Genomic DNA, 19,302 nt, shown 5'->3' on the forward strand with positions numbered 1-19,302 from the left:
GCTTTGGTAGAATCGCGTTCCAGTGCCAAAGCTCACTCCGCGCGATCTGGCCCGAGCAGGTCGGATAGCGTCAGCGCCATCACCTTTGCCGAGTCCAACATGTCATCCACCCCGACATACTCGTCGGGCTGGTGTGCGAGATCGAGGATGCCCGGCCCATAGGCGATACAGTTCTTCAACAGCCCGATGCGGTCGATGTGTTTCTGGTCGTAAGTGCCGGGCGAAACCACATATTCGGGCGCCAACCCGAGGACTTCGTGGATCGCTTTGGCGACCGAACGCACGATCGGCGCGTCCTTTTCTGTCATGGTCGGCGAGATGGTCCAGAGGTCCTTGATCTCGTAGGAGAACCCTGCCCGCTCGCGCTTCAGCTTTTCGAGCAGGTCGATCACCTCCTGCCGCACCGCCACCGGGCTCTCCTCGATCAGGTACCGCCGGTCGATGATGATGCGGGCCGAGTGCGCCACGACCGGCGCGGGAAAGCCGGTAAACCCATCTTCGGGCTCCGGTTGTCCGCCATGGATCGAGTTGATGTTCATGGTCGATTGGCGCGCGCCGGGCGGCACCACGGGCATCGCCGTATGCTTGTTCGCCAACGCAGGGTAGAGCGTGTCCTCAAACTCGCGCAGAAGCGCCGCCATATGGCGGATGGCGCTGTCGCCGAGGAACGGCATTGAGCCATGGGCGATGCGCCCGTGCGTTTCGATCTCGGCCCACCAGACGCCGCGGTGACCGAGGCAGATACGGTCCTTGTTGAGCGGCTCGGGGATGATGACGTGCTGCACCCGCTCGGGCGAGAAGTAGCCCTTGCCCGCGAGGTACGCGACGCCGCCGAAGCCGCCGGTTTCCTCGTCCGCCGTGCCCGAGATTTCAATTGCGCCGGCAAACTCCCGCACGAGGTCGCCGAAGACCTCGGCGGCGATGATTGAGGCCGCAAGGCCGCCCTTCATGTCGCAGGTGCCGCGGCCATAGATCTTGCCGTCTTTGAGCTTGCCGCCAAAGGGATCAAAGGTCCAGCCGCTGCCGGTCTCCACCACGTCGTGATGCGAGTTGAAGTGGACGGTCTCGCCCGGCCGACCGCCCTCGCGGCGGGCGACGATGTTCCAGCGCGGGTACTTGTCGCTGTCGCCAATCATGCCCTCGGCGCGAATCAGTTCAACGGCATAACCGGATTTGCTCAAGCGCTTGGCGAGGTACTCGCAGATCTCGCGATAGTTGTTTCCGGGCGGATTGACCGTGGGAATGCGGATCAAATCCTGGGTCAGCGCGATCAGGTCATCGCGGCGCGCGTCAATTTCGGCACAGAGCCGGGCATGTAGGTCGGAGGTGGTCATCCCCTCAGCCTGTGGTCCTTGAAAGGTCCTGTCAATGCGCCACTGGTTGGTCATCCTGCGACTTGCGAACGCAGCCGCTTCCGCTTACCCCTCGCCGGCCGACCCAAATCCCGGATCACCATGCCCTTCGCAAACCGCACCCCCGGCGCTCCCGAGATTCTCTATGTCATGGCAGTCGCCAATGAGTATGGCCCGCATCTCAGGTCTCGCATCACTCCGCTGATGACGGGCGTCGGGCCGGTGGAAGCCGCCATCGCGGTGACGCAGCGGCTGAGTCAGCTGTCTGCGGCGGCGCAGATGCCTGCCATCGTTGTCTCGCTAGGATCGGCAGGGTCAGCGGTGCTGGAGCAGACGGGCATCTACCAGGCCACCTCCGTGCGCTATCGCGACATGGACGCCTCGCCGCTTGGCTTCGAGCCCGGAGTGACGCCGTTCCTCCATCTTCCTGCCGTGCTGCCGCTCGGCCCGTTCGTTCCGGGGATCGAGAAGGCGACGCTTTCGACCGGGGCCAACATCGTCTCAGGCAAGGCCTATCGAAGCGCTGGCGCCGAAATGGTAGATATGGAGACCTATGCGGTGCTGCGCGCCTGCCAGCGCTTCCAACTGCCGCTGATCGCGCTGCGCGGCATTTCGGATGGCGACGAAGATCTGCGCCAGATCGAGGATTGGACGCAGTACCTCCACATCATCGACGAAAAACTCGCCCACGCCGTTGATCTGCTCGAAGCAGCGGTATCCGCGGGGACGCTCGAATAGCTATTTGTCGCGGCGTTTGCGGCGCCAGTTCGTCCACTTGCGCTGCGCCCACAGCGTCACGCGGTTCAGCGGGCCCTGGAGGAAGGGCAGGTCGAGTGCCAAGAGGAACAGCCCAAGCGGAAGCATCCAGACGCCGAGGACCGGCAGGAAGCTGAAGATCCCGCCCAGGACGAGCAGGATGCCAAGCGGAATGCGGAGCAGCCGCGACGACGGACGCCTGGCCCATTCGAGAAAACCGCTCGAGGCCGGCACGGCGCGCCCGATGCGGTCAAACTGCCTGTTGAGCCGTGCCTGTTCCTTTTCCGCCATGCGTCATCGCCTCCCGTTGTTGCTCGGACCGACATGGGGGCTGAAAGTGCGGAATGAAAGTGTGGCCCCAAAGTTTTTGGGGCACCCGATTGTCGCACTCTGTTTTGCCAAGCTCGGGGAACTTCGCGCCTCGCCCGACCGTTAGGCTGCTGAAAAGACACGGAGCGCTCAAATGTCCCGCCGCCATTCCCCTTTCGACATCAGCACCTACCAGCATCAGCTGAACGGGCAGCTCGCCAGCCTCTCGCGTGAAGTCGCCCACATTTCAAGCAACATGCGCCACCTTGCTTCGGGCGCCGGGCGCGATGTGAGCCATCTCGCACATGGCCTCGCCGACACCGCCTGGCATGGAGGCGCCGTGGCAGCGCGGGTGCTCGGCCGCCAGGCAAGCAAGGCCGGCCGCGCAGTTGGCAAGGACCCGTTTCCCGCCGTCGTCGCCGTGGCGGGCCTCGCCTGCCTCGCCACCCTGATCATGAGCAGCGGCAAGTCTCGACGCCGCTGATATCGCAAACGCCTTCTTAACTCTGGAACCGCTATTTTAGGGAGATCGGGCAGCGTCGGCCCGGCTCCCTAGTTGTTTTGTGTTCTGGAGTCACCGGTGACGAATTCCCTCAGGCTGCTCCTCGCAGCGTCCCTGATGGCAACGCTTTTAGGCGGCTGCTCGATCTTTTCCGGCTTCGGGAACCTCTCCTCGCGCGATTGCCTGGCGCGGGCGATGTACTTTGAATCCAACCGCTCCAGCGAAGAAGGCATGCTTGCCGTCGGCACGGTGGTGATGAACCGCCTCGCTGACCCAAAATATCCCCACAGCGTCTGCGGAGTGGTGGGCCAGCAAAACCAGTTCGCACCGGGCGTAATGTGGAAAAAGATGACTGAGAAGCGGTCAGCGGCGCTCGCTTACAGCGTCGCCGATCACGTATTGCGCGGCGCCCGGCATCCGTCGCTCAGCAAGAACGTCAAGCACTTCCACACGGCCGGGTACAAGTTCCCCTACGACAACATGTACTACGTGCTCGAGGCGGGCGGGAACTCGTTTTACGAGAAGCGCAAGGCCGGAACGTTCACCAACAACCCATTCGCGGCTTTGGCTTTTCTCAACTAGGCCCGGCTAGAAGTCACCGCCGATATCGAAGCCGTCATCGCCGCCAAAGCCGGCATCGCCCTGGCCAAAGTCGCTGTCCTGTTGCGAATCCTGCTGGTTGTCCTGCCCCGCATCGGAGCTGTTGTCGGACTGGCTGTTGTCAGGTGTCGCGGCATGAGCCGCCCCAGCGCCGAACATCGAGCCGATCATGTTGCCCAGCATCACGCCACCGGCAACGCCGAGCGCCGTCTGCGCGGCACCGGCGAGGAAGCCGCCGCCGCCCTGCCCACGTCCGTAGGATTCGTCGCGATCCCACGGGCCGCGATTGCGCTGCGTGTTGGCCTGCACCTGCCGGTCATCATAGCGGTTCTGACGACCGCGGCCGTCGTCGAACAGGCCCCCAAACATGCCGCCACGTTCGCGCTCGGCCAGCTGCCGCTCAAGCTTGGCAATCCGCTGCTCCGCCTGCTCCAGCGCCTGCTGCTGCACCACCACGGTCTGCGCGAGGTAGTACGGCGCTGCTGGTTGGCGGACCAGCTCGCGATTGATCAGCGCCTCAGCTTCGGCATCCCTCTGCGGAGCGCGGCGCTCCGCCTCGGCGAGGCGGGAAAACAGACCTTCAATGGCATTGCGATCTTCAGGGCTCAGCATGTTCGGCCTCCATCGTTTGGCTAGGACAGAGATGGGGACCAGCCGGGTGCCTAACAATGCCAAGCGCTGGGAAAATCGGACCATGCGGATTTGTGCATTGACTTGGGCGATGGCGGAGACAAGCTCAGGGCAAAGCGAAAGAGGTCAGCATGTCCGACGATATCCCAGAAGATTCCAAGCTCACCAAGACCAAGTCGCGCTGGGCGGAGCTAGGCAAGTTCCTCACCGGCCAGCAGTCGCGACCCGAGGACGCGCGCCTGCCGCCGGGCCAGCACCTGGTGAAAAACTGGCCGGTGCTCGATCTGGGGCAGACCCCCAAAGTGCCCAAGGAAGTCTGGCGGATGGATATCGCCGGGCTGGTGGACAACCCTCAGGCCTGGTCCTTCACCGACCTGATGGCGCAGCCGCAAACGCGCAAGGTGACGGACATCCACTGCGTCACCAGTTGGTCGCGTTACGACAACCGCTGGGATGGCGTGACCACCCACCAGTTGATGGATGTGGTCGGGGTGAAACCCGAAGCCAGGTTCGTCCTGTTCACCTCCAACGATGGCTACACCACCAATATGGCGCTCGAGGACTTCGCCAGTGCCGACGCGATGATCGTCCACAGCTGGGAGGGCGAGCCATTGACGCTCGACCACGGCGGCCCGGTGCGCCTCGTGGTGCCGCACCTCTATTTCTGGAAAAGCCCGAAATGGTTGCGGCGGATCGAGTTCGTCGACAAGGACCATCGTGGCTTCTGGGAAGTGCGCGGCTACCATAACCACGCCGATCCATGGACCGAAGAGCGCTACAGCTGAGGCTTCAGCTCATCCACGCCCGCGCATAGGGCGGCAGTGCCACCACGTCGCCCGGCGTCTCCACCTTAGCCTCGCTGAGGTGGTCCCAGAATTCCGCCACCCCGTTTGCCGCGACCCACGCGCGGCTCACAGGCAGCCAGTTCTCGGTGAAGTTGAACAGGCCCACCAGGTTTCCCGTTGGGCTGACGCGGCGGAAGGCGAAGACGCCGTCGATGCCAGCATCGAGGATCTCGGTCGGATTGTCCGCATGCAGCTGCAGAGTGGCCTTGCGCCGCGCCAGGATTCGGCTGATGCCCGAGTAGATTTGGCCTTCGACCGTGGTCTGGTCATGCCGGTGTTGGGCCCGCTCCCAGTCCATCTTCGGCCGGTGCATCCAGCGGCTGTCGTGGCTTAGATGCGGGTCGGCAAGGTAGCTCTGGTCGTTCGTCATCCCGAGTTCGTCGCCCATGTAGAGCAACGGCACCCCGCCGAAGCTGGCGATCAGCGCGTGCCCCATCAGTATGCGCTGGATGGCATTGGAGACAGCGTTGGCGTCTCCGGCCTCAAGCGCCGTCTCCAGCCCGCACAGCGATGCGCAGGAACCATTGGTGCGCCGGTCGCCGGTTGCAGGGTTCGATTGGAACGCCCCGCCCCGCGCAAAACTGCCGGGAAAGTGGCCTTCGTAGAAGTCGGCGAGAAAGCTACGGTGCCGGCTGCCGTCCATGCCGAGCGCGCCGGCATCCTCGTCGGTGATGGCCCAGCCGATATCGTCATGGCAGCGCAGGTACGTGCCCCAGGTTGCGTTGACGAAGCGCGAGGGAAAGTGCGTGCCCATCACCCTGGTCATCAGGGATGTGCTCCGCGTGGCGAGCGCTGACCAGAACTGCACCATCAACGAGTTGTGGTAGGCGAGATTGCCTTCCTTGCCGGTGTGCTCGCCGACTCCGAGATAGGGGATCAGCTGCTTGGGGGAGACGATCGCCTCTTCCTTGTGGATCAGCGCTGGCGCCGCAATGCGGCTCGCTGCGCGGAGCGCATGGAGGATCTGGTGCACTTCCGGCTCGTTCTGACACTGCGTGCCCGGCCGCTTCCACATGAAGGCCACCGCATCGAGCCGCACCGCCTCAACGCCCTGATTGGCGAGAAACAGCATTATGTCGATGATCTCGAGCATCACCTCCGGGTTAGACCAGTTGAGATCCCACTGGTGCTCGTTGAACGTCGTCCACACCCACTTTTGGGCATCTTCGTACCAGGTAAAGTTGCCCGGCGCGTGTTCGGGGAAGATTTCCAGCAGGCTCCGCTCATAGATGTCGGGCTGCGTGCGGTCGTCGAACATCCAGTAGAAGGCCTGATGCTTCCGATCGCCTGCGCGGGCCTTCTTTGCCCACTCATGCTCCTTGGCCGTGTGGTTCAGCACCAGGTCGATGCAAACGCTGATGCCGCGTTCGCGTAACGCTGCCGTTACGGTTTCCATATCCGCCATGGTGCCAAAGCGTGGGTCAATCTGGCGGTAGTCCATCACCGAATAGCCGCCGTCACTGTCGCCGGGGCGCGGCATCAGGCAGGGCATAAAGTGAACGTAGGTGACGCCGAGGTCTTCGAGGTAGTCGAGTTTGTCGAGCACGCCCTTTAGGTCGGCATTGAAGCGATCGAGGTAGAACACATACCCGACCATGTCGGGGCGCAGGAACCAGTCCGGCTCGAGGTCGCGCCTCAGGTCGTTCAGCTTCAGTGCGTCGCCGCGGTTGGCCCAGGCCGCAGCAAGGCGCCGAGCGAGCGCCAGCATCACCGCCTCAAATTCAGGAAGATGGCCGTAGAGCACCTGCAAAGGCGCATATAGGTCGGCAAAACTGCGGCGGAACCTCAGATCAAAGGTATTGCGATCCGATTTCGAGGCGCCGCCAAGCTCGCCCAGCGCAACATCGAGTGCGCTCTCCAGCAGTGTCTGCATCGATACCCTCCCCGGCATGTCCAAACTCTAGCACGGGATGCTATTGCCGCCAGTGCCCTAGCCGGCGACTAAAACGTCACAGGGCGCCCGCGGCAATCGCCGCAGGCGCCCCGCAAAAAAGACGTGATCCGGATCAGGCGCCGGTAAAGTCGCCCTTGCCGATCGGCACGCCGTTGTGACGCAGGATCGCGTAGGCGGCCGTGAGGTGGAAGAAAATCTGGGGAACGGCGTTCTCGAATGTGTGGCTGAACGCCGGAACCTGAACTTCCTGGCCGCGCTGGCGCAAACTCAGAGTCTTGGTTTCGCTGCCATCGAGTTCGGCCGGCGTGAAGGTCGCCACGTAGTCCAGCGCCTTCTTCACACGGGCGCGCAGTTGCTCGATCGTCGTTTCAGTGTCTTCCCAGGCCGGCGCCTCGCGACCGCTCAGGCGGGCCAGCAGCAGCTTCATGCGGTCGGTCGTCGACTGCACCTGGAAGCTCAGCGGCAGCATATCGGGCGCCAGCCGCGATGCAGGAAGCACCTCCGGCTTGATCTTGCGTTCGGCGGCATTCGCCTCGGCCTTGGCCAGCACTGCGTCGAGATTGGTGAGATAACGCGTGAACACCGGGACGGTGAGCGCATACATGGACAGTGACATCGATTTCCCTCTGACTCCGGGCCCAAACGACCCATCGGCAGGCGACGATATAGAGCCTGCGTCACAGGTTGTCGACGCCCTACCGCGGCGCATAAAGCGCGCTGGCTTGCCGCAGTCTATTGTCTATCCGAATTGATGGGGATGGCGGGGCGGCCGGCGCAGTTGACCAGAAGTGGTTCTGGCGTTTCACTGTGACCGGCCCAATATCGGTCCGAGATTGCTGAATACTGCGGGAGGAAAGTCAGATGCGGTTTGTGGAATTCGGAAAGCGCTGTCTGGTGGCGCTGTTGTTTGTTGCCTTTGCGGTCTCTTCAGCCTTCGCTGAAATGCCGGAGGCCCGCGTTGTGGTGCCCGGGAAGCCGGAGGGCGCCATCGTAAGGGGATGTTATTCCATCGCTCAGGACCTTTATGGCCCCTACCGAATGAGCTTTTGTCTCAAGGCAGATAGCACATACAAAGTGCGTGGCCGCGACGGACTGAAGTGCGACGGCAGGCTGAACTGGTCGGTAAGCGGGCGCGACGTTTCGATCAAACTGCGGCGGGCAGACTGCAACAAGGGCAAGGACTGGTCGGCTGATCGTCTCGATTGCCGTGGCCTCTCCGCTCTGGCGGCGATCATTGCCAAACTGATTAACCCCGACTACCCGGTCCTCGGTGCGATGACCTGCACTTACGACCCGCAGCCGGCGGGCCTGAAATCGAAGACCGTGACTGCCAAGCGCCGCGACTGAGTTGGGCGCCGCAGCCGTCGCTAAGCTGTCACGACAAACATCGTATGGGCTAAAATGAAGGGACCGCAGCACCGTTTCCGGTACTGCGGTCCTGAGAAGCGCCGGCCGCACTGTTGAGGGCTTGGGGGCAGCGGCGGGCAACTTCTCGAGGTTCACCGGTGCATGGGTCGTTTGCAGTAGTCCAGTGAACTGCCTCTAAAGATGGTGGCAGTTTGCGGCAGGAAAAGAGCCATCACTCAAACTTGAAACTCATGAACTGCCGTTAATGTCGGCCAGTTGCCGAAACCCGCCGAAGCCCCTAAGGATGGGCTGCAAAGCGGTGCTCCGCCCCTTCCCATGGGGAACCTGGCAGGCCTGCAATGCAAAGAGACCGTCATGGATACCATCACGCCGCCCCCGCTGCCGCAGAAGGCTTTTACTGACCCTCAGGCAGCCTGGGCCTATGTCTCCGAGATCTACCACCGCAACACAGGCTTCATCCGTGACCAGTTGCTGCGCCTCACCAAGGGACACGTGCCCAAGGGCCGCGTGCGCGCTTTCTACCCGGAGGTGCAGGTCACCTCCCGCAGCTATGGCAAGACCGACAGCACGTTGCCCTACGGCTACTTGCACACCCCCGGCCTCTATCGCACCACGATCACTGCGCCGGATCTGTTCAAGACCTACCTGATCGAACAGTTCACGGTGATCCTCCGCAATCATGGCGGGGCCATCGAGGTGGGCGAATCGTCGACCAAGATTCCGTTGCACTTTGCCATCCCGACCACCGAGCGGATTGACGGAGAGGCGATCAACGCGCTCCCCATCCCGCTCCGCGACCTGTTCGATGTGCCCGACCTCGCCGACACCGATGACGAAATCGCCAACGGCACGTTCGTGCCACCCCCCGGCGGCCCCTACCCGCTCGCCCACTTCACCGCACCGCGCGTCGACTATTCGCTGCAGCGGTTGAGCCACTACACAGGTACCGAGCCCGATCACTTCCAGAACTTCGTGATCTTCACCAACTACGGCTTCTACATGGATGAGTTCGCGCGCACCGCGCAGCGCTACATGGAAGAGGGCCACCCTGAATACGAGAGCTTCGTCGAGCCCGGCGGCTTCGTCACTCACAACAGCAGGCTTGGCGGCGGCACCTCGGGCACGCGGGCTACCCGCATCCCGCAGATGCCGGCGCTGCACCTGACCATGCCGCGTAACCGCGGCATCACGATCGTCAACATCGGCGTCGGGCCATCAAACGCGAAGACCGCGACAGACCATATCGCCGTGCTGCGTCCGCATGCCTGGATCATGCTCGGGCACTGCGCCGGCCTCCGCAATTCGCAGGAACTGGGCGACTACGTCCTCGCCCACGCCTATCTCCGCCAGGACCACGTCCTCGACGCGGATCTCCCGGTCACCGTCCCGATCCCAGCGCTCGCCGAAGTCCAGGTGGCGCTTGAAAAAGCAGTGGCCGAGGTCACCCATCTCGAAGGCATCGAAACCAAGCGCATCATGCGCACCGGCACGGTCGCGACGTTCGACAATCGCAACTGGGAACTGCGCGACCAGACCGAAATCACGCGCATGCTCAGCCAGTCGCGCGCAGTGGCGCTGGACATGGAATCGGCCACCATCGCCGCCAACGGCTTCCGCTTCCGCGTCCCCTACGGCACCCTGCTCTGCGTCTCCGACAAGCCGCTCCACGGCGAGCTCAAGCTTCCGGGCATGGCCTCAGACTTCTACCGCACCCAGGTCAACCGCCACTTCCAGATCGGCCTCAGGGCCATGGAAATCCTCCGCGATCAACCGGCGGAGAAGCTCCACTCGCGGAAGTTGCGGAGCTTTGCGGAAACGGCGTTCCAGTAGCGCGCTTGCAATACGCCGGGCGTATCCTATCCTTAAGTCAGGAGACTGTGAGATGCGCCCGTCCGAAGTATTCGAACAGAACAGAGCGTTGATCCGCGAGGTGGCCTCACGGTACCGCGTGGCCAACCCGCGCATTTTTGGTTCCGTGCTGCACGGGAAAGACAAGGACGACAGCGACATCGACATCGTTGTCGATACTGTGCCTGAAACAAGCCTTTTCGACCTGACCGGGCTTCAGAGCGACCTTGAAGAAGCTCTCGGTGTCCGAGTGGACATTGTCACATCCGAGGGACTTCACAGATTCATTCGCGACAAGGTCTTGGCCGAGGCCTTGCCAGTATGATCGACGAACGCGTTGCGCTGAGCCTCGACAGCATGAAGCGGGCTGCTGCGGATGCAATCTCGTTCGTCGCGGAAATGTCTGAGGGTGAATTCCTGGAGTCGGCGACCACACAGAAAGCCTGTGCCATGTGTCTGATCCTCATCGGTGAGGCCACCGCCCGGATCGAAAGGCGCTCGCCGGACTTTGTGGCGAAGCACCCTGACTGGCCGTGGAACAAAATCCGCGGACTGCGAAACCGGATCGTACACGACTATGATCAGTTGGAGATGTCGACAATTTGGGTGGTGATCCACGAGTCACTTCCAGACCTCCTATCGAAGATCGAAGCACTCGGGGAACTCGATCCCAGGCTGTCGTCGAAGGACTAGCCCCCTCACACCGGCACGTAGTCGATCTCCAGAAACGCCTCTACCTCGCGCTCCCAGCGTTCTTTGACGAACTTCACGTGCTTGGGGTGGACGTTGTAGGCCGTGTAGGCGGCCTGGTCGGCGAATTCCATTGAGAAGCCGAACTGGTAATTGTTCTTCGGGCTCACCTGCTTGAGCTGCTCGAATTTCTTTACGCCCGGAATCTCGGTCAGCACCTTGGCGTCTCGCAGGAATGCCTTTTCCTGCAGCGAGCCGTGTGCGTGCTTGAGTGTGAAGATCACCGTATGCCTGATCATGCTGTCCTCTCTCCCAGAGTCACCGCTTCGCTGGCGGCGATTGCAGCCATATTGACGATTCCACGGCTGGTGGTCGAGGGGGCGAGAATGTGGGCGGGCGCGCGCGGACCCATCAGAATCGGGCCGACGGCGAGCGCGTTGTTCATTTCCTTGAGCAGCGTCATCGACAGGTTGGCGCTGTCGAGGTTGGGAAACAGCAGCAGGTTGGCTTCGCCATGCAGCACCGAATCCGGAATGTAGCGGGCGCGCAGTTCCTCGTTGAGCGCCAGGTCCCCCTGCATTTCGCCCTCGATGATCATGTCGGGCGCCAGCACCATCAGCTTGTTGTAGGTCTCGCGCATCTTGAAGGCGCTGTCGCCATCGCGTGAGCCGAAGTTCGAGTAGCTGAGCAGCGCCGCACGGGCTTCGATATTGAAGCGCTTGAGGTGGTCGCGGGCCTGCAGCGCGATCGACACCAGTTCGTCGGGCGTCGGATCCATATTCACATATGTGTCTGCGAGAAAGAACGCGCCGCGCGGCATGATCAGCATCGAGAGCGCCGAGAGGTCCTTTACCCCATCCTGCATGCCGATCACCGAGCGGATGTCGCGCACGTGCTTGATGAACCGCCCCTGCAACCCGCAGAGCATCGCATCGGCATCGCCACGTTTCACTGCCAGGGCCGCGATCGTCGTGGTGTTGGTGCGGACAATCGTACGGGCGGTGTCCGGGGTCACGCCATTGCGGCCTACCAGCGAATGGAACAGCGCCACATAGTCGCGATAGCGCGGATCGTCCTCGGGGTTGATGACCTCGAAGTCGATGCCCGGCTTCAGCGTCAGCCCGAAGCGCGCAATGCGGCTTTCGAGCACCGCCGGGCGTCCGATCAGGATCGGCCGCGCGATACGCTCTTCGAGCAGCACCTGGGCCGCGCGCAGCACGCGCTCGTCCTCGCCATCGGAGAAGACGACGCGCTTGCCCTGCCCCTGCGCCCGGTCGATCACCGGCCGCATGACGAGGCCGGAGCGGAACACGAACCGGTTGAGGCTTTGGAGGTAGGCGTCGAAATCGAGGATCGGGCGCTTGGCCACCCCCGACTCCATCGCCGCCCGTGCCACGGCCGGCGCAATGCGCAGGATCAGCCGCTGGTCGAACGGGTTGGGGATGATGTGGTCCGGCCCGAACACCGCTGGCAGCCCGCTGGGCGACACTTCGAGGCCCGGATCATGCGCCAGCTTGGCGATGGCCTTGACTGCCGCCAGTTTCATTTCCTCGTTGATCGCCGTCGCGCCGACATCGAGCGCGCCGCGGAAAATATAGGGGAAGCAGAGGACGTTGTTGACCTGGTTGGAATAGTCGGACCGCCCGGTGCACACCATCGCATCGGGCCGCACGGCCTTGGCGACTTCCGGCATGATCTCGGGGTTGGGATTGGCGAGGGCCAGCACCAGGGGGCTCTTCCCCATCTTGGCCAGCATCTCAGGCTTCAGCGCACCGGCCGCCGAGAGACCGAGGAAGATATCCGCGTCTTCGATCACCTCGGAGAGCGCGGTAAAATTCGACTTCCGGCAGAACCGACCGCGCCACTTGTCGTTGACGTCGTCGCGCTTGTCGGTGAGCAGCCCGTCCTTGTCGGCCACCCAGATGTTCTCAAGCTTGGCGCCCAGCGCCACGAGAATGTTGAGGCATGCGATCGCCGCAGCCCCGGCGCCGGACGTGCAGATCTTCACGTCCTCGATCCGCTTGCCACTCAGTTCCAGCCCGTTGAGCACCGCCGCGCCGACGATGATCGCCGTGCCGTGCTGGTCATCATGGAATACCGGAATCTTCATCCGGTCGCGCAGCTCTTCCTCAATGGCAAAGCACTCTGGTGCCTTGATGTCCTCGAGGTTGATGCCGCCAAAGGTCGGCTCCAGCGGCCGCACCACTTCTACGAATTTCTTGGGGTCAGTCTCGTCGATCTCGATGTCGAAGACGTCGATGCCGGCAAACTTTTTGAAGAGCACCGCCTTGCCCTCCATTACGGGCTTGGATGCCAGGGCACCGATATTGCCCAGGCCCAGCACCGCCGTGCCGTTCGAGATCACAGCAACCAGGTTGCCGCGTGAGGTATACTTGGTCACGGCCTCCGGGTCGGCCGCAATCTCCTCACAGGGCGCCGCGACGCCGGGGGAATAGGCGAGCGACAGGTCGCGCTGGTTGCCGAGCGGCTTGGTGGCCTGGATTTCGAGTTTTCCGGGCTTCGGAAACTGATGAAAGTGCAGCGCCGCTTCGCGCAAGGCCTTCTTCTGCTCGGTCATATCGGCGGACATGGCTACTCTCCCCTTAAGTTCTTGAGTGAGTGCCACTAAATGGTGGCGATGGGAAGGACGCCGTTGGAGGAAACTGCACCCGCCAGTTTTCCCTACGCCGCCTCGGCCTCAACCAGGCTGATGCGCTGTGGCTGCGGGTTCAATGCCCGTGCCAGGTCGCGGAACGGGCCGGCGCGCAAGGCGGGTGCAAACAGATAGCCCTGCGCCATGATGACGCCGCGACCGCGCAGGTAGATCGCCTGTTCCTCGGTCTCGACGCCCTCGGCGACGATCTCGGTATTGAGCTCGCGCGCCATGGTGATCAGCCCATCGAGCACCGGCACGCTCTGGGTATCAGGCTTGATCATATCGACGAACACCCGGTCGATCTTGATCACGTCAACACCGAGGGTCTGCATATAGGCGAGGTTGGAATGGCCCGTGCCGGCATCATCCATGGCGAGGCGCGCCCCCAGCGCGTGCAGCCCTGCGATGACGCTGTGCGCCTGCATTTGCTTGTCGAGCGGCTGGCGCTCGGTGATCTCGAACACCAGTTGGCGGAATGAGATCGGCGAGCCGGAAAAGATCGACTGCACATCCTCCACGATGCTGCCGTCGCGGAAATGGCCCTCGAACAGGTTGATCGAGATCTTCAGGTCCGGCAGGTCGCGGCAAAGCGCGCCGAGGTCGGCCTTGACCTGTTGCATCAGGCTCAGGGTCATCGGAATGGCGAGCCCCGTGACCTCGGCATATTCGATGAACATGCCGGGATTGATGATCTCGCCGTTCTTCTTTTCCCACCGGCACAGAACCTCACACCCGGCCAGCGCGCCTGTCCTCAGATTGATCACCGGCTGGTAGTACGGCTTCAACTCCCCAGCGGCGATGGCACGCTCCAGATCGAAGGCCGGCAGGTCCGACTTCCGCACGTATTGCAGCGCGAGAATCAGGAATGCTGCGCACATCAGGCTGGTCAGGACGGTAAAACTCGCATCCAGATCGCCATAGTCAGCCCTCACGATGGCAAAGGGCACCGCCGCTGTCACCCGGATCGGCAGTTCGCCTGCAAAGGCCTCTGCCGTCAGGTATTCGGTGTTCCCCCTGTTGGCGTAGCCGCTTCGATCGCCGATTCCGAAAATCTCAGCGCCATCAGTCAGGTCCAGTTGCACCATGGAAGATGGCTTCAAACCGGCAAGGAGGCTCGCCGGATCGGCCGATACTACCGGCGCAAAGGCAGAGACTGTGCGGGTGGTTCCAAAGGCCTGCGTCACCTTGAGGGCCGGCACGCCCATCTCGCCATACTGCACTACCTCGATGGTCTCGGTATGGCCCGGCACCGACAGGACGCGTGAGAGCGGCGAGTAGTCGAGGTTCTGCCCCAGTCCATCGCAGTACTGCACGCCGTCGCCATTCTCGACCAGCACCTGCTTGAGGTAGACGCTCTGCGCCATCAGCTTGTGGATATTGGCGACAAAGGTCGGCGTGCACAGCGACGGGCTGTCCGCCAAGACATGCCGCAGCGAGGCGATGGTGTCATAGGCATTGGCCTGAACGCGCGACGCAATGGCATCTGCAGCCGACTGCAGATGCGCCCGTTCACGCACCCGCACATAGGAATCGAGCAGGAAATCCACAGCCATAACCGGCAGGAACGCGCAGATCGCGGCCAGCAGCACCAGGATATGGGAGTATTTCGATTTCAAGACGCGAATCCGGACCTGCCCAGTAGGCAACAAATGCCTAGCAGCCGGAGCTTTAAGAGAGTGTTAACGCTGATTAACCAGACCTTGCCGCGCGCCGACCGGTTGGCAGTCCCCTCTCCCCGTCGGGGAGAGGGTTAGGGTGAGGGGCAGAGCCCTTACTTCACGTCGGCGCTGACCCGCACATGCAGCTCGCGCAGTTGCTTGGCGCTGGCGGGCGACGGGGCGCCCATCAGCAGGTCTTCGGCCTGCTGGTTCATCGGGAACAGCGTGATTTCGCGGAGGTTCTGCGCGCCGCAAAGCAGCATCACGACGCGATCGATCCCGAACGCCGCGCCACCATGCGGCGGGGCTCCGTACTGGAACGCGCGGTAAAGGCCGCCGAAGCGATCCTCCACATCCTGCTTGCTCAGGCCGACCAGTTCGAACGCCTTCACCATCGTGTCGGGCTGCTGGTTACGGATCGAGCCCGAAGCGATCTCGAAGCCGTTGCAGACCGCGTCATACTGGTAGGCCTTGATGGACAGCGGATCCGGCCCGTTCAGCGCCTCAAGACCACCCTTGGGCATCGAGAAGGGGTTGTGGGCGAAATCGAGCTTCTTTTCTTCCTCGCTCCATTCGTAGAACGGGAAATCGACGATCCAGCAGAGCTTGAACTGGTCGAGCTGAGTCAGGTTCAGGTCGAGCCCAACCTTCACCCGCGCCTCACCGGCAAAGCGGTACATCTTGTCGGGGCTGCCGAGCACGAAGAACACGGCGTCGCCTGCATCAAGGCCCAATTGGGCACGGATACGCTCCGTCCCAGTGGGGCCAAGCGCCTTAGCGATCGGACCGGCACTCTCATTGTACTTTGCCCACAAGGCCTCAGCTTCGTCCATTTTGCCGTCGGCGATGAGCTTCGATAGACCCAACTGAAGCAACTTGATCTCAAGGCCAGATAGCTTCTGACCTGGCCCAGATATCGGCGTGCCGCCAGACTCTGCCAGTGTCTTCTGCCCCTCGTCCGTTTCAGCGATGGCGCCGATGCGCTTTACGAGTTCCAAATCTGCTTCGGAGACATTACGCCAGAAGATATAGCCCATGCCGGGCTGGCCCTGGCCCTGCGCCCAGGCGTTCATCCGGTCACAGAAGGCGCGGCTGCCGCCGGTCTTGGCCGGAATGGCCCAGACCTCGACCTTGTCGTCATTGGCGATCTGGTTGGCGAACACGCCAAAGCCCGAGCCACGGAAGTGCTCGGTGACGTTCTGCATCTCGATCGGGTTGCGCAGGTCCGGCTTGTCCGAGCCATAGGTGCGGATCGCTGTATCATAGGGGATGCGCGGCCAGTCGGCATTCACCGGCTTGCCCTCCGCGAATTCCTTGAACACCTCGGTGATCACCGGCTGCATCGTCTCCCATATTTCTTCCTGGGTGACGAAGCTCATCTCGAGGTCGAGCTGGTAAAACTCGCCCGGCAGGCGGTCGGCGCGCGGGTCTTCGTCGCGGAAGCACGGCGCGATCTGGAAATAGCGATCAAAGCCCGCAACCATCAGCAACTGCTTATACTGCTGGGGCGCCTGCGGCAGCGCGAAGAACTTGCCGGGGTGAATGCGGCTCGGCACGAGGAAATCACGCGCGCCTTCCGGCGACGAGGCCGTGAGGATCGGCGTCGAATACTCGGCAAAGCCGATGGCGTTCATCTTCTGGCGCATCGACGAGATGATCTTGGTGCGCTTGACGATGTTGCCATGCAGCCGCTCGCGGCGGAGGTCGAGGAACCGGTACTTGAGCCGGATATCCTCGGGATAGTCCTGCTCGCCGAACACCGGCAGCGGCAAGTCGGTCGCCGCGCCCAGCACTTCGAGTTCGCGGATGAACACTTCGACTGCGCCCGTCGGCAGGTTCGGATTTACCGTCTCGGGCGTGCGGGCCTTCACGTTGCCGTCGATGCGCACGACGAACTCGGCACGCAGCGCGTTGACCGCCTCAAAAGCCGGCGAATCCGGATCCACCACACACTGGGTGATGCCGTAGTGGTCGCGCAGGTCGATGAACAGCAGCCCGCCATGGTCGCGGATGCGGTGCACCCAGCCCGAAAGCCGCACATTATTGCCCACATCACCAGCGGTCAGCGCGGCGCAGGTGTGGGTACGGTAGCGGTGCATCTCGGCCATTTTTTTCAATCTCTAAAGCAGGCGGAATCCGGCGCGGACAAGCGCATGCGAGCCCCGTTTTGTCAAGTTTTAGACCCCTTTGTGCCACCCCGCCGGCTCGCAAGCCCGATTCGCTGCTGACAGCCGGGGGATTCGCCTGTTATGCAAAAACACTGAGTATTGAACTGAAAGACTGTTGATGGAGCTCATAGTTTCGACCGACGTGCTCGCTGCGTTCTCCAAGCGTGCCGCCGGATATGATTTCGTGACGGTCGATACAGAGTTCCTGCGCGAAACCACCTACTGGCCCAAGCTCTGCCTGCTGCAGGCGGCGACGCTCGATGAAGCAGTGCTCATCGACCCGCTCGCTCCGGGACTCGATCTCGCGCCGTTCTTTGAACTCCTCGCCAACGACAAGGTCCGCAAGGTCTTTCACGCGGCGCGCCAGGACATCGAAATCTTCGTCAAGCTCACCGGCAAGGTGCCGCTCAACATCTTCGACACCCAGGTCGCGGCCAGCGTCTGCGGCTTTGGCGACAGCGTCTCCTACGACAACCTGGTGCGCTCGATCACCGGCGTCGAACTCGATAAATCCTCGCGCTTCACCGACTGGTCGGCCCGCCCTCTCACCGAAAAGCAGATGGTCTACGCGCTCGCCGACGTGACCCACCTGCGCGACGTCTATGCGGCGCTTTTGAAGCAGGTCGATGATACCGGCCGCTGGGACTGGGTCGAGGACGAGCTCGCGGTACTCGAATCGATCCACACCTATGTGGTGCAGCCCGAGCATGCCTGGGAGCGCCTCAAGGCCAAACTGAACAAGCCGCGCGATGTGGCAGCGCTGAAGGCGCTCGCCGCCTGGCGCGAAAAGCGGGCGCAGGACGGCGACCAGCCACGCAGCCGGGTGCTCAAGGACGATGCTCTGGTCGAGCTCGCCATGCAGCGCCCGACCACGCCCGAGGCTTTTGACAAGCTCCGTGCCGTGCAGCGCGGCTATGGTCGCTCCAGTGCCGCCGGAGAAATCCTCGCCATTCTTCGCAACGTCGAAGAGATGGGGAAGACCGATCTTCCCAAGCTGCCCGAACGCTATCGTGGCCCCTCACCCAAGGGCGCCGTCGGCGATCTCGTCCGCGTGCTGCTGAAGTCGGTTGCGGAAGAACACGGCGTCGCCTCGCGCATCATTGCAACGTCCGACGAGATCGATGCACTCGTGCTCGACGATGACGCGGACGTGCCGGCCCTCAAAGGCTGGCGCCGCAAGCTCTTCGGCGACAAGGCCCTCGCCCTCAAGCACGGCAAGGTTGGCCTCGCCGCCAGCAAGGGCGGCATCATCGAGATCGACATCCTCGACGACGACGAGGAGTAGGCCGCCGCGCGGCTGGAAAACCCCGAGAAAAACAGCTATGTTGCTTGTGGTTCTCCGCGAGTAGCTCAGATGCGTGACATCGTCCGTGAACAATTACTGGCCGAGTTGCTGGCACTAAAGCCCGAGTTTGAGCGCCAGGCTGTGGTTCGCGTTGCCCTATTTGGTTCGAGGGCACGCAATGACAATCGTCCCGATAGTGACGTTGACCTGATGATCGACGTCGACGAAACGCGAAAATTCTCGTTGCTTGATCTGGTCGGCGTGGGACATCTCGTCGAAGACCATATCGGTCTTCCAGCGTCGGTGGTCATTCGCAGAGACATGTCGCCGGGTTTCGAGCGACGCGTGATGCGTGACGAGGTGTTGATATTCTGAGCGCTGAGCGTGGTGCTATTCGGCTCCATCATGTCCGCGAAGCTATTGGCAACATTCAGAAATTACTTGGCGACAAGACATTGGCGGAAGCGGGTGATGACGTCGTTGTCCGCGCCGCGTTCGAGCGATTTCTGGAGATTATCAGCGAGGCGTCGCGCCACATCCCCGATGAGTGGAAACTGCAGTTCGGCAGCCAGGTTCCATGGCGGCAGATTGCGGGCCTAGGCAACATCCTAAGGCATGCCTATGAGCAGGCCAGCTTCGAAACCCTCTGGTTGATCTACCAAAATGACCTTGAGCCGCTTAGCGTGGCTGTTGATGCCATGCTCGCCGCCCACGACCCTGATGGGACGTTCGCGCGCTAGC

At 62.4% G+C, this 19,302-nt stretch carries 20 protein-coding genes; 11 read left to right on the forward strand and 9 right to left on the reverse strand.

Features of this window, described 5'->3' with window-relative positions:
* Positions 1-32: 32 nt before the first annotated feature.
* The gene (locus ACO06J_RS07010) at positions 33-1,334 is read right to left on the reverse strand and encodes an acetylornithine deacetylase/succinyl-diaminopimelate desuccinylase family protein (RefSeq protein WP_421759989.1); all 1,302 of its coding nucleotides are present in this window, start codon (positions 1,332-1,334) and stop codon (positions 33-35) included.
* A 120-nt stretch (positions 1,335-1,454) separates the two neighbouring features.
* Here ACO06J_RS07010 and ACO06J_RS07015 point away from each other — a divergent pair, with 120 nt between their 5' ends.
* The gene (locus tag ACO06J_RS07015; protein ID WP_421759990.1) at positions 1,455-2,090 is read left to right on the forward strand and encodes a 5'-methylthioadenosine/S-adenosylhomocysteine nucleosidase; all 636 of its coding nucleotides are present in this window, start codon (positions 1,455-1,457) and stop codon (positions 2,088-2,090) included.
* On the opposite strand, the gene ACO06J_RS07020 is transcribed toward ACO06J_RS07015, so the two are convergent.
* On the reverse strand, positions 2,091-2,399 hold the full coding sequence (locus ACO06J_RS07020) for a hypothetical protein (RefSeq protein WP_421759991.1): 309 nt from the start codon (positions 2,397-2,399) through the stop codon (positions 2,091-2,093).
* A 172-nt stretch (positions 2,400-2,571) separates the two neighbouring features.
* On the opposite strand from ACO06J_RS07020, the gene ACO06J_RS07025 reads away from it, so the two are divergent.
* On the forward strand, positions 2,572-2,901 hold the full coding sequence (locus ACO06J_RS07025; protein WP_421759992.1) for a hypothetical protein: 330 nt from the start codon (positions 2,572-2,574) through the stop codon (positions 2,899-2,901).
* 96 nt (positions 2,902-2,997) lie between these two features.
* Positions 2,998-3,501, forward strand: a complete 504-nt coding sequence (locus tag ACO06J_RS07030) for a cell wall hydrolase (RefSeq protein ID WP_421759993.1) — start codon at positions 2,998-3,000, stop codon at positions 3,499-3,501.
* A gap of 6 nt (positions 3,502-3,507) precedes the next feature.
* On the opposite strand, the gene ACO06J_RS07035 is transcribed toward ACO06J_RS07030, so the two are convergent.
* A complete protein-coding gene (locus ACO06J_RS07035; RefSeq protein ID WP_421759994.1) occupies positions 3,508-4,131 on the reverse strand; it encodes a DUF2076 domain-containing protein in 624 nt (207 codons plus the stop codon).
* A gap of 149 nt (positions 4,132-4,280) precedes the next feature.
* Here ACO06J_RS07035 and ACO06J_RS07040 point away from each other — a divergent pair, with 149 nt between their 5' ends.
* Positions 4,281-4,934 carry a sulfite oxidase-like oxidoreductase gene (locus ACO06J_RS07040; RefSeq protein WP_421759995.1) on the forward strand — a complete coding sequence of 218 codons (654 nt, stop codon included), beginning with the start codon at positions 4,281-4,283 and terminating at the stop codon, positions 4,932-4,934.
* A 4-nt stretch (positions 4,935-4,938) separates the two neighbouring features.
* On the opposite strand, the gene ACO06J_RS07045 is transcribed toward ACO06J_RS07040, so the two are convergent.
* Together ACO06J_RS07045 and ACO06J_RS07050 are read right to left on the reverse strand one after the other, a co-directional pair.
* A complete protein-coding gene (locus tag ACO06J_RS07045; RefSeq protein WP_421759996.1) occupies positions 4,939-6,867 on the reverse strand; it encodes an alpha-amylase family protein in 1,929 nt (642 codons plus the stop codon).
* Positions 6,868-7,000: 133 nt separating this feature from the next.
* Positions 7,001-7,504, reverse strand: a complete 504-nt coding sequence (locus ACO06J_RS07050; RefSeq protein WP_421759997.1) for a DUF1993 domain-containing protein — start codon at positions 7,502-7,504, stop codon at positions 7,001-7,003.
* A 245-nt stretch (positions 7,505-7,749) separates the two neighbouring features.
* On the opposite strand from ACO06J_RS07050, the gene ACO06J_RS07055 reads away from it, so the two are divergent.
* The 4 genes from ACO06J_RS07055 (at position 7,750) to ACO06J_RS07070 (ending at position 10,797) form a co-directional block, all read left to right on the forward strand.
* Entirely contained in the window at positions 7,750-8,235 is a 486-nt protein-coding gene (locus tag ACO06J_RS07055) for a hypothetical protein (RefSeq protein ID WP_421759998.1), read from the forward strand.
* 375 nt (positions 8,236-8,610) lie between these two features.
* On the forward strand, positions 8,611-10,086 hold the full coding sequence (locus tag ACO06J_RS07060; RefSeq protein WP_421759999.1) for an AMP nucleosidase: 1,476 nt from the start codon (positions 8,611-8,613) through the stop codon (positions 10,084-10,086).
* A 52-nt stretch (positions 10,087-10,138) separates the two neighbouring features.
* Positions 10,139-10,429: a nucleotidyltransferase family protein gene (locus ACO06J_RS07065; RefSeq protein WP_421760000.1), complete on the forward strand. Its 291-nt coding sequence runs from the start codon at positions 10,139-10,141 to the stop codon at positions 10,427-10,429.
* Entirely contained in the window at positions 10,426-10,797 is a 372-nt protein-coding gene (locus tag ACO06J_RS07070; protein ID WP_421760001.1) for a DUF86 domain-containing protein, read from the forward strand. Before ACO06J_RS07065 ends, ACO06J_RS07070 begins: the two co-directional genes overlap by 4 nt.
* A 5-nt stretch (positions 10,798-10,802) precedes the next feature.
* Here the strand turns inward: ACO06J_RS07070 and ACO06J_RS07075 are convergent, their stop codons facing one another.
* The 4 genes from ACO06J_RS07075 to aspS all read right to left on the reverse strand — a co-directional run bounded on the left by ACO06J_RS07075 (position 10,803) and on the right by aspS (position 17,207).
* Positions 10,803-11,093 (reverse strand): Dabb family protein, encoded by a 291-nt coding sequence (locus ACO06J_RS07075; RefSeq protein ID WP_421760002.1) that lies wholly within the window; start codon positions 11,091-11,093, stop codon positions 10,803-10,805.
* A complete protein-coding gene (locus ACO06J_RS07080; protein ID WP_421760003.1) occupies positions 11,090-13,384 on the reverse strand; it encodes an NADP-dependent malic enzyme in 2,295 nt (764 codons plus the stop codon). Before ACO06J_RS07080 ends, ACO06J_RS07075 begins: the two co-directional genes overlap by 4 nt.
* A 92-nt stretch (positions 13,385-13,476) precedes the next feature.
* Positions 13,477-15,066 carry an EAL domain-containing protein gene (locus ACO06J_RS07085; protein ID WP_421760004.1) on the reverse strand — a complete coding sequence of 530 codons (1,590 nt, stop codon included), beginning with the start codon at positions 15,064-15,066 and terminating at the stop codon, positions 13,477-13,479.
* A gap of 155 nt (positions 15,067-15,221) precedes the next feature.
* Entirely contained in the window at positions 15,222-17,207 is a 1,986-nt protein-coding gene (gene aspS / locus ACO06J_RS07090) for an aspartate--tRNA ligase (protein ID WP_421762461.1), read from the reverse strand.
* A gap of 187 nt (positions 17,208-17,394) precedes the next feature.
* Here aspS and rnd point away from each other — a divergent pair, with 187 nt between their 5' ends.
* The 3 genes from rnd to ACO06J_RS07105 all read left to right on the forward strand — a co-directional run bounded on the left by rnd (position 17,395) and on the right by ACO06J_RS07105 (position 19,301).
* Entirely contained in the window at positions 17,395-18,561 is a 1,167-nt protein-coding gene (rnd, locus tag ACO06J_RS07095) for a ribonuclease D (protein WP_421760005.1), read from the forward strand.
* A 69-nt stretch (positions 18,562-18,630) separates the two neighbouring features.
* The gene (locus tag ACO06J_RS07100; protein ID WP_421760006.1) at positions 18,631-18,936 is read left to right on the forward strand and encodes a nucleotidyltransferase family protein; all 306 of its coding nucleotides are present in this window, start codon (positions 18,631-18,633) and stop codon (positions 18,934-18,936) included.
* A 44-nt stretch (positions 18,937-18,980) separates the two neighbouring features.
* Positions 18,981-19,301 (forward strand): DUF86 domain-containing protein, encoded by a 321-nt coding sequence (locus tag ACO06J_RS07105; RefSeq protein WP_421762462.1) that lies wholly within the window; start codon positions 18,981-18,983, stop codon positions 19,299-19,301.
* Position 19,302: the final 1 nt, after the last annotated feature.

It is taken from the genome of Devosia sp., from assembly GCF_965229025.1.
GTDB lineage: Bacteria > Pseudomonadota > Alphaproteobacteria > Rhizobiales > Devosiaceae > Devosia_A.

Excerpts from the sequence above, each read along its gene's own strand:
- ACO06J_RS07010 (WP_421759989.1), bottom strand. The coding sequence starts at position 1,334 with ATGACCACCTCCGACCTACATGCCCGGCTCTGTGCCGAAATTGACGCG.
- ACO06J_RS07015 (WP_421759990.1), top strand. The coding sequence starts at position 1,455 with ATGCCCTTCGCAAACCGCACCCCCGGCGCTCCCGAGATTCTCTATGTC.
- ACO06J_RS07020 (WP_421759991.1), bottom strand. The coding sequence starts at position 2,399 with ATGGCGGAAAAGGAACAGGCACGGCTCAACAGGCAGTTTGACCGCATC.
- ACO06J_RS07025 (WP_421759992.1), top strand. The coding sequence starts at position 2,572 with ATGTCCCGCCGCCATTCCCCTTTCGACATCAGCACCTACCAGCATCAG.
- ACO06J_RS07035 (WP_421759994.1), bottom strand. The coding sequence starts at position 4,131 with ATGCTGAGCCCTGAAGATCGCAATGCCATTGAAGGTCTGTTTTCCCGC.
- ACO06J_RS07040 (WP_421759995.1), top strand. The coding sequence starts at position 4,281 with ATGTCCGACGATATCCCAGAAGATTCCAAGCTCACCAAGACCAAGTCG.
- ACO06J_RS07045 (WP_421759996.1), bottom strand. The coding sequence starts at position 6,867 with ATGCAGACACTGCTGGAGAGCGCACTCGATGTTGCGCTGGGCGAGCTT.
- ACO06J_RS07050 (WP_421759997.1), bottom strand. The coding sequence starts at position 7,504 with ATGTCACTGTCCATGTATGCGCTCACCGTCCCGGTGTTCACGCGTTAT.
- ACO06J_RS07055 (WP_421759998.1), top strand. The coding sequence starts at position 7,750 with ATGCGGTTTGTGGAATTCGGAAAGCGCTGTCTGGTGGCGCTGTTGTTT.
- ACO06J_RS07060 (WP_421759999.1), top strand. The coding sequence starts at position 8,611 with ATGGATACCATCACGCCGCCCCCGCTGCCGCAGAAGGCTTTTACTGAC.
- ACO06J_RS07065 (WP_421760000.1), top strand. The coding sequence starts at position 10,139 with ATGCGCCCGTCCGAAGTATTCGAACAGAACAGAGCGTTGATCCGCGAG.
- ACO06J_RS07070 (WP_421760001.1), top strand. The coding sequence starts at position 10,426 with ATGATCGACGAACGCGTTGCGCTGAGCCTCGACAGCATGAAGCGGGCT.
- ACO06J_RS07075 (WP_421760002.1), bottom strand. The coding sequence starts at position 11,093 with ATGATCAGGCATACGGTGATCTTCACACTCAAGCACGCACACGGCTCG.
- ACO06J_RS07080 (WP_421760003.1), bottom strand. The coding sequence starts at position 13,384 with ATGTCCGCCGATATGACCGAGCAGAAGAAGGCCTTGCGCGAAGCGGCG.
- aspS (WP_421762461.1), bottom strand. The coding sequence starts at position 17,207 with ATGCACCGCTACCGTACCCACACCTGCGCCGCGCTGACCGCTGGTGAT.
- rnd (WP_421760005.1), top strand. The coding sequence starts at position 17,395 with ATGGAGCTCATAGTTTCGACCGACGTGCTCGCTGCGTTCTCCAAGCGT.
- ACO06J_RS07100 (WP_421760006.1), top strand. The coding sequence starts at position 18,631 with ATGCGTGACATCGTCCGTGAACAATTACTGGCCGAGTTGCTGGCACTA.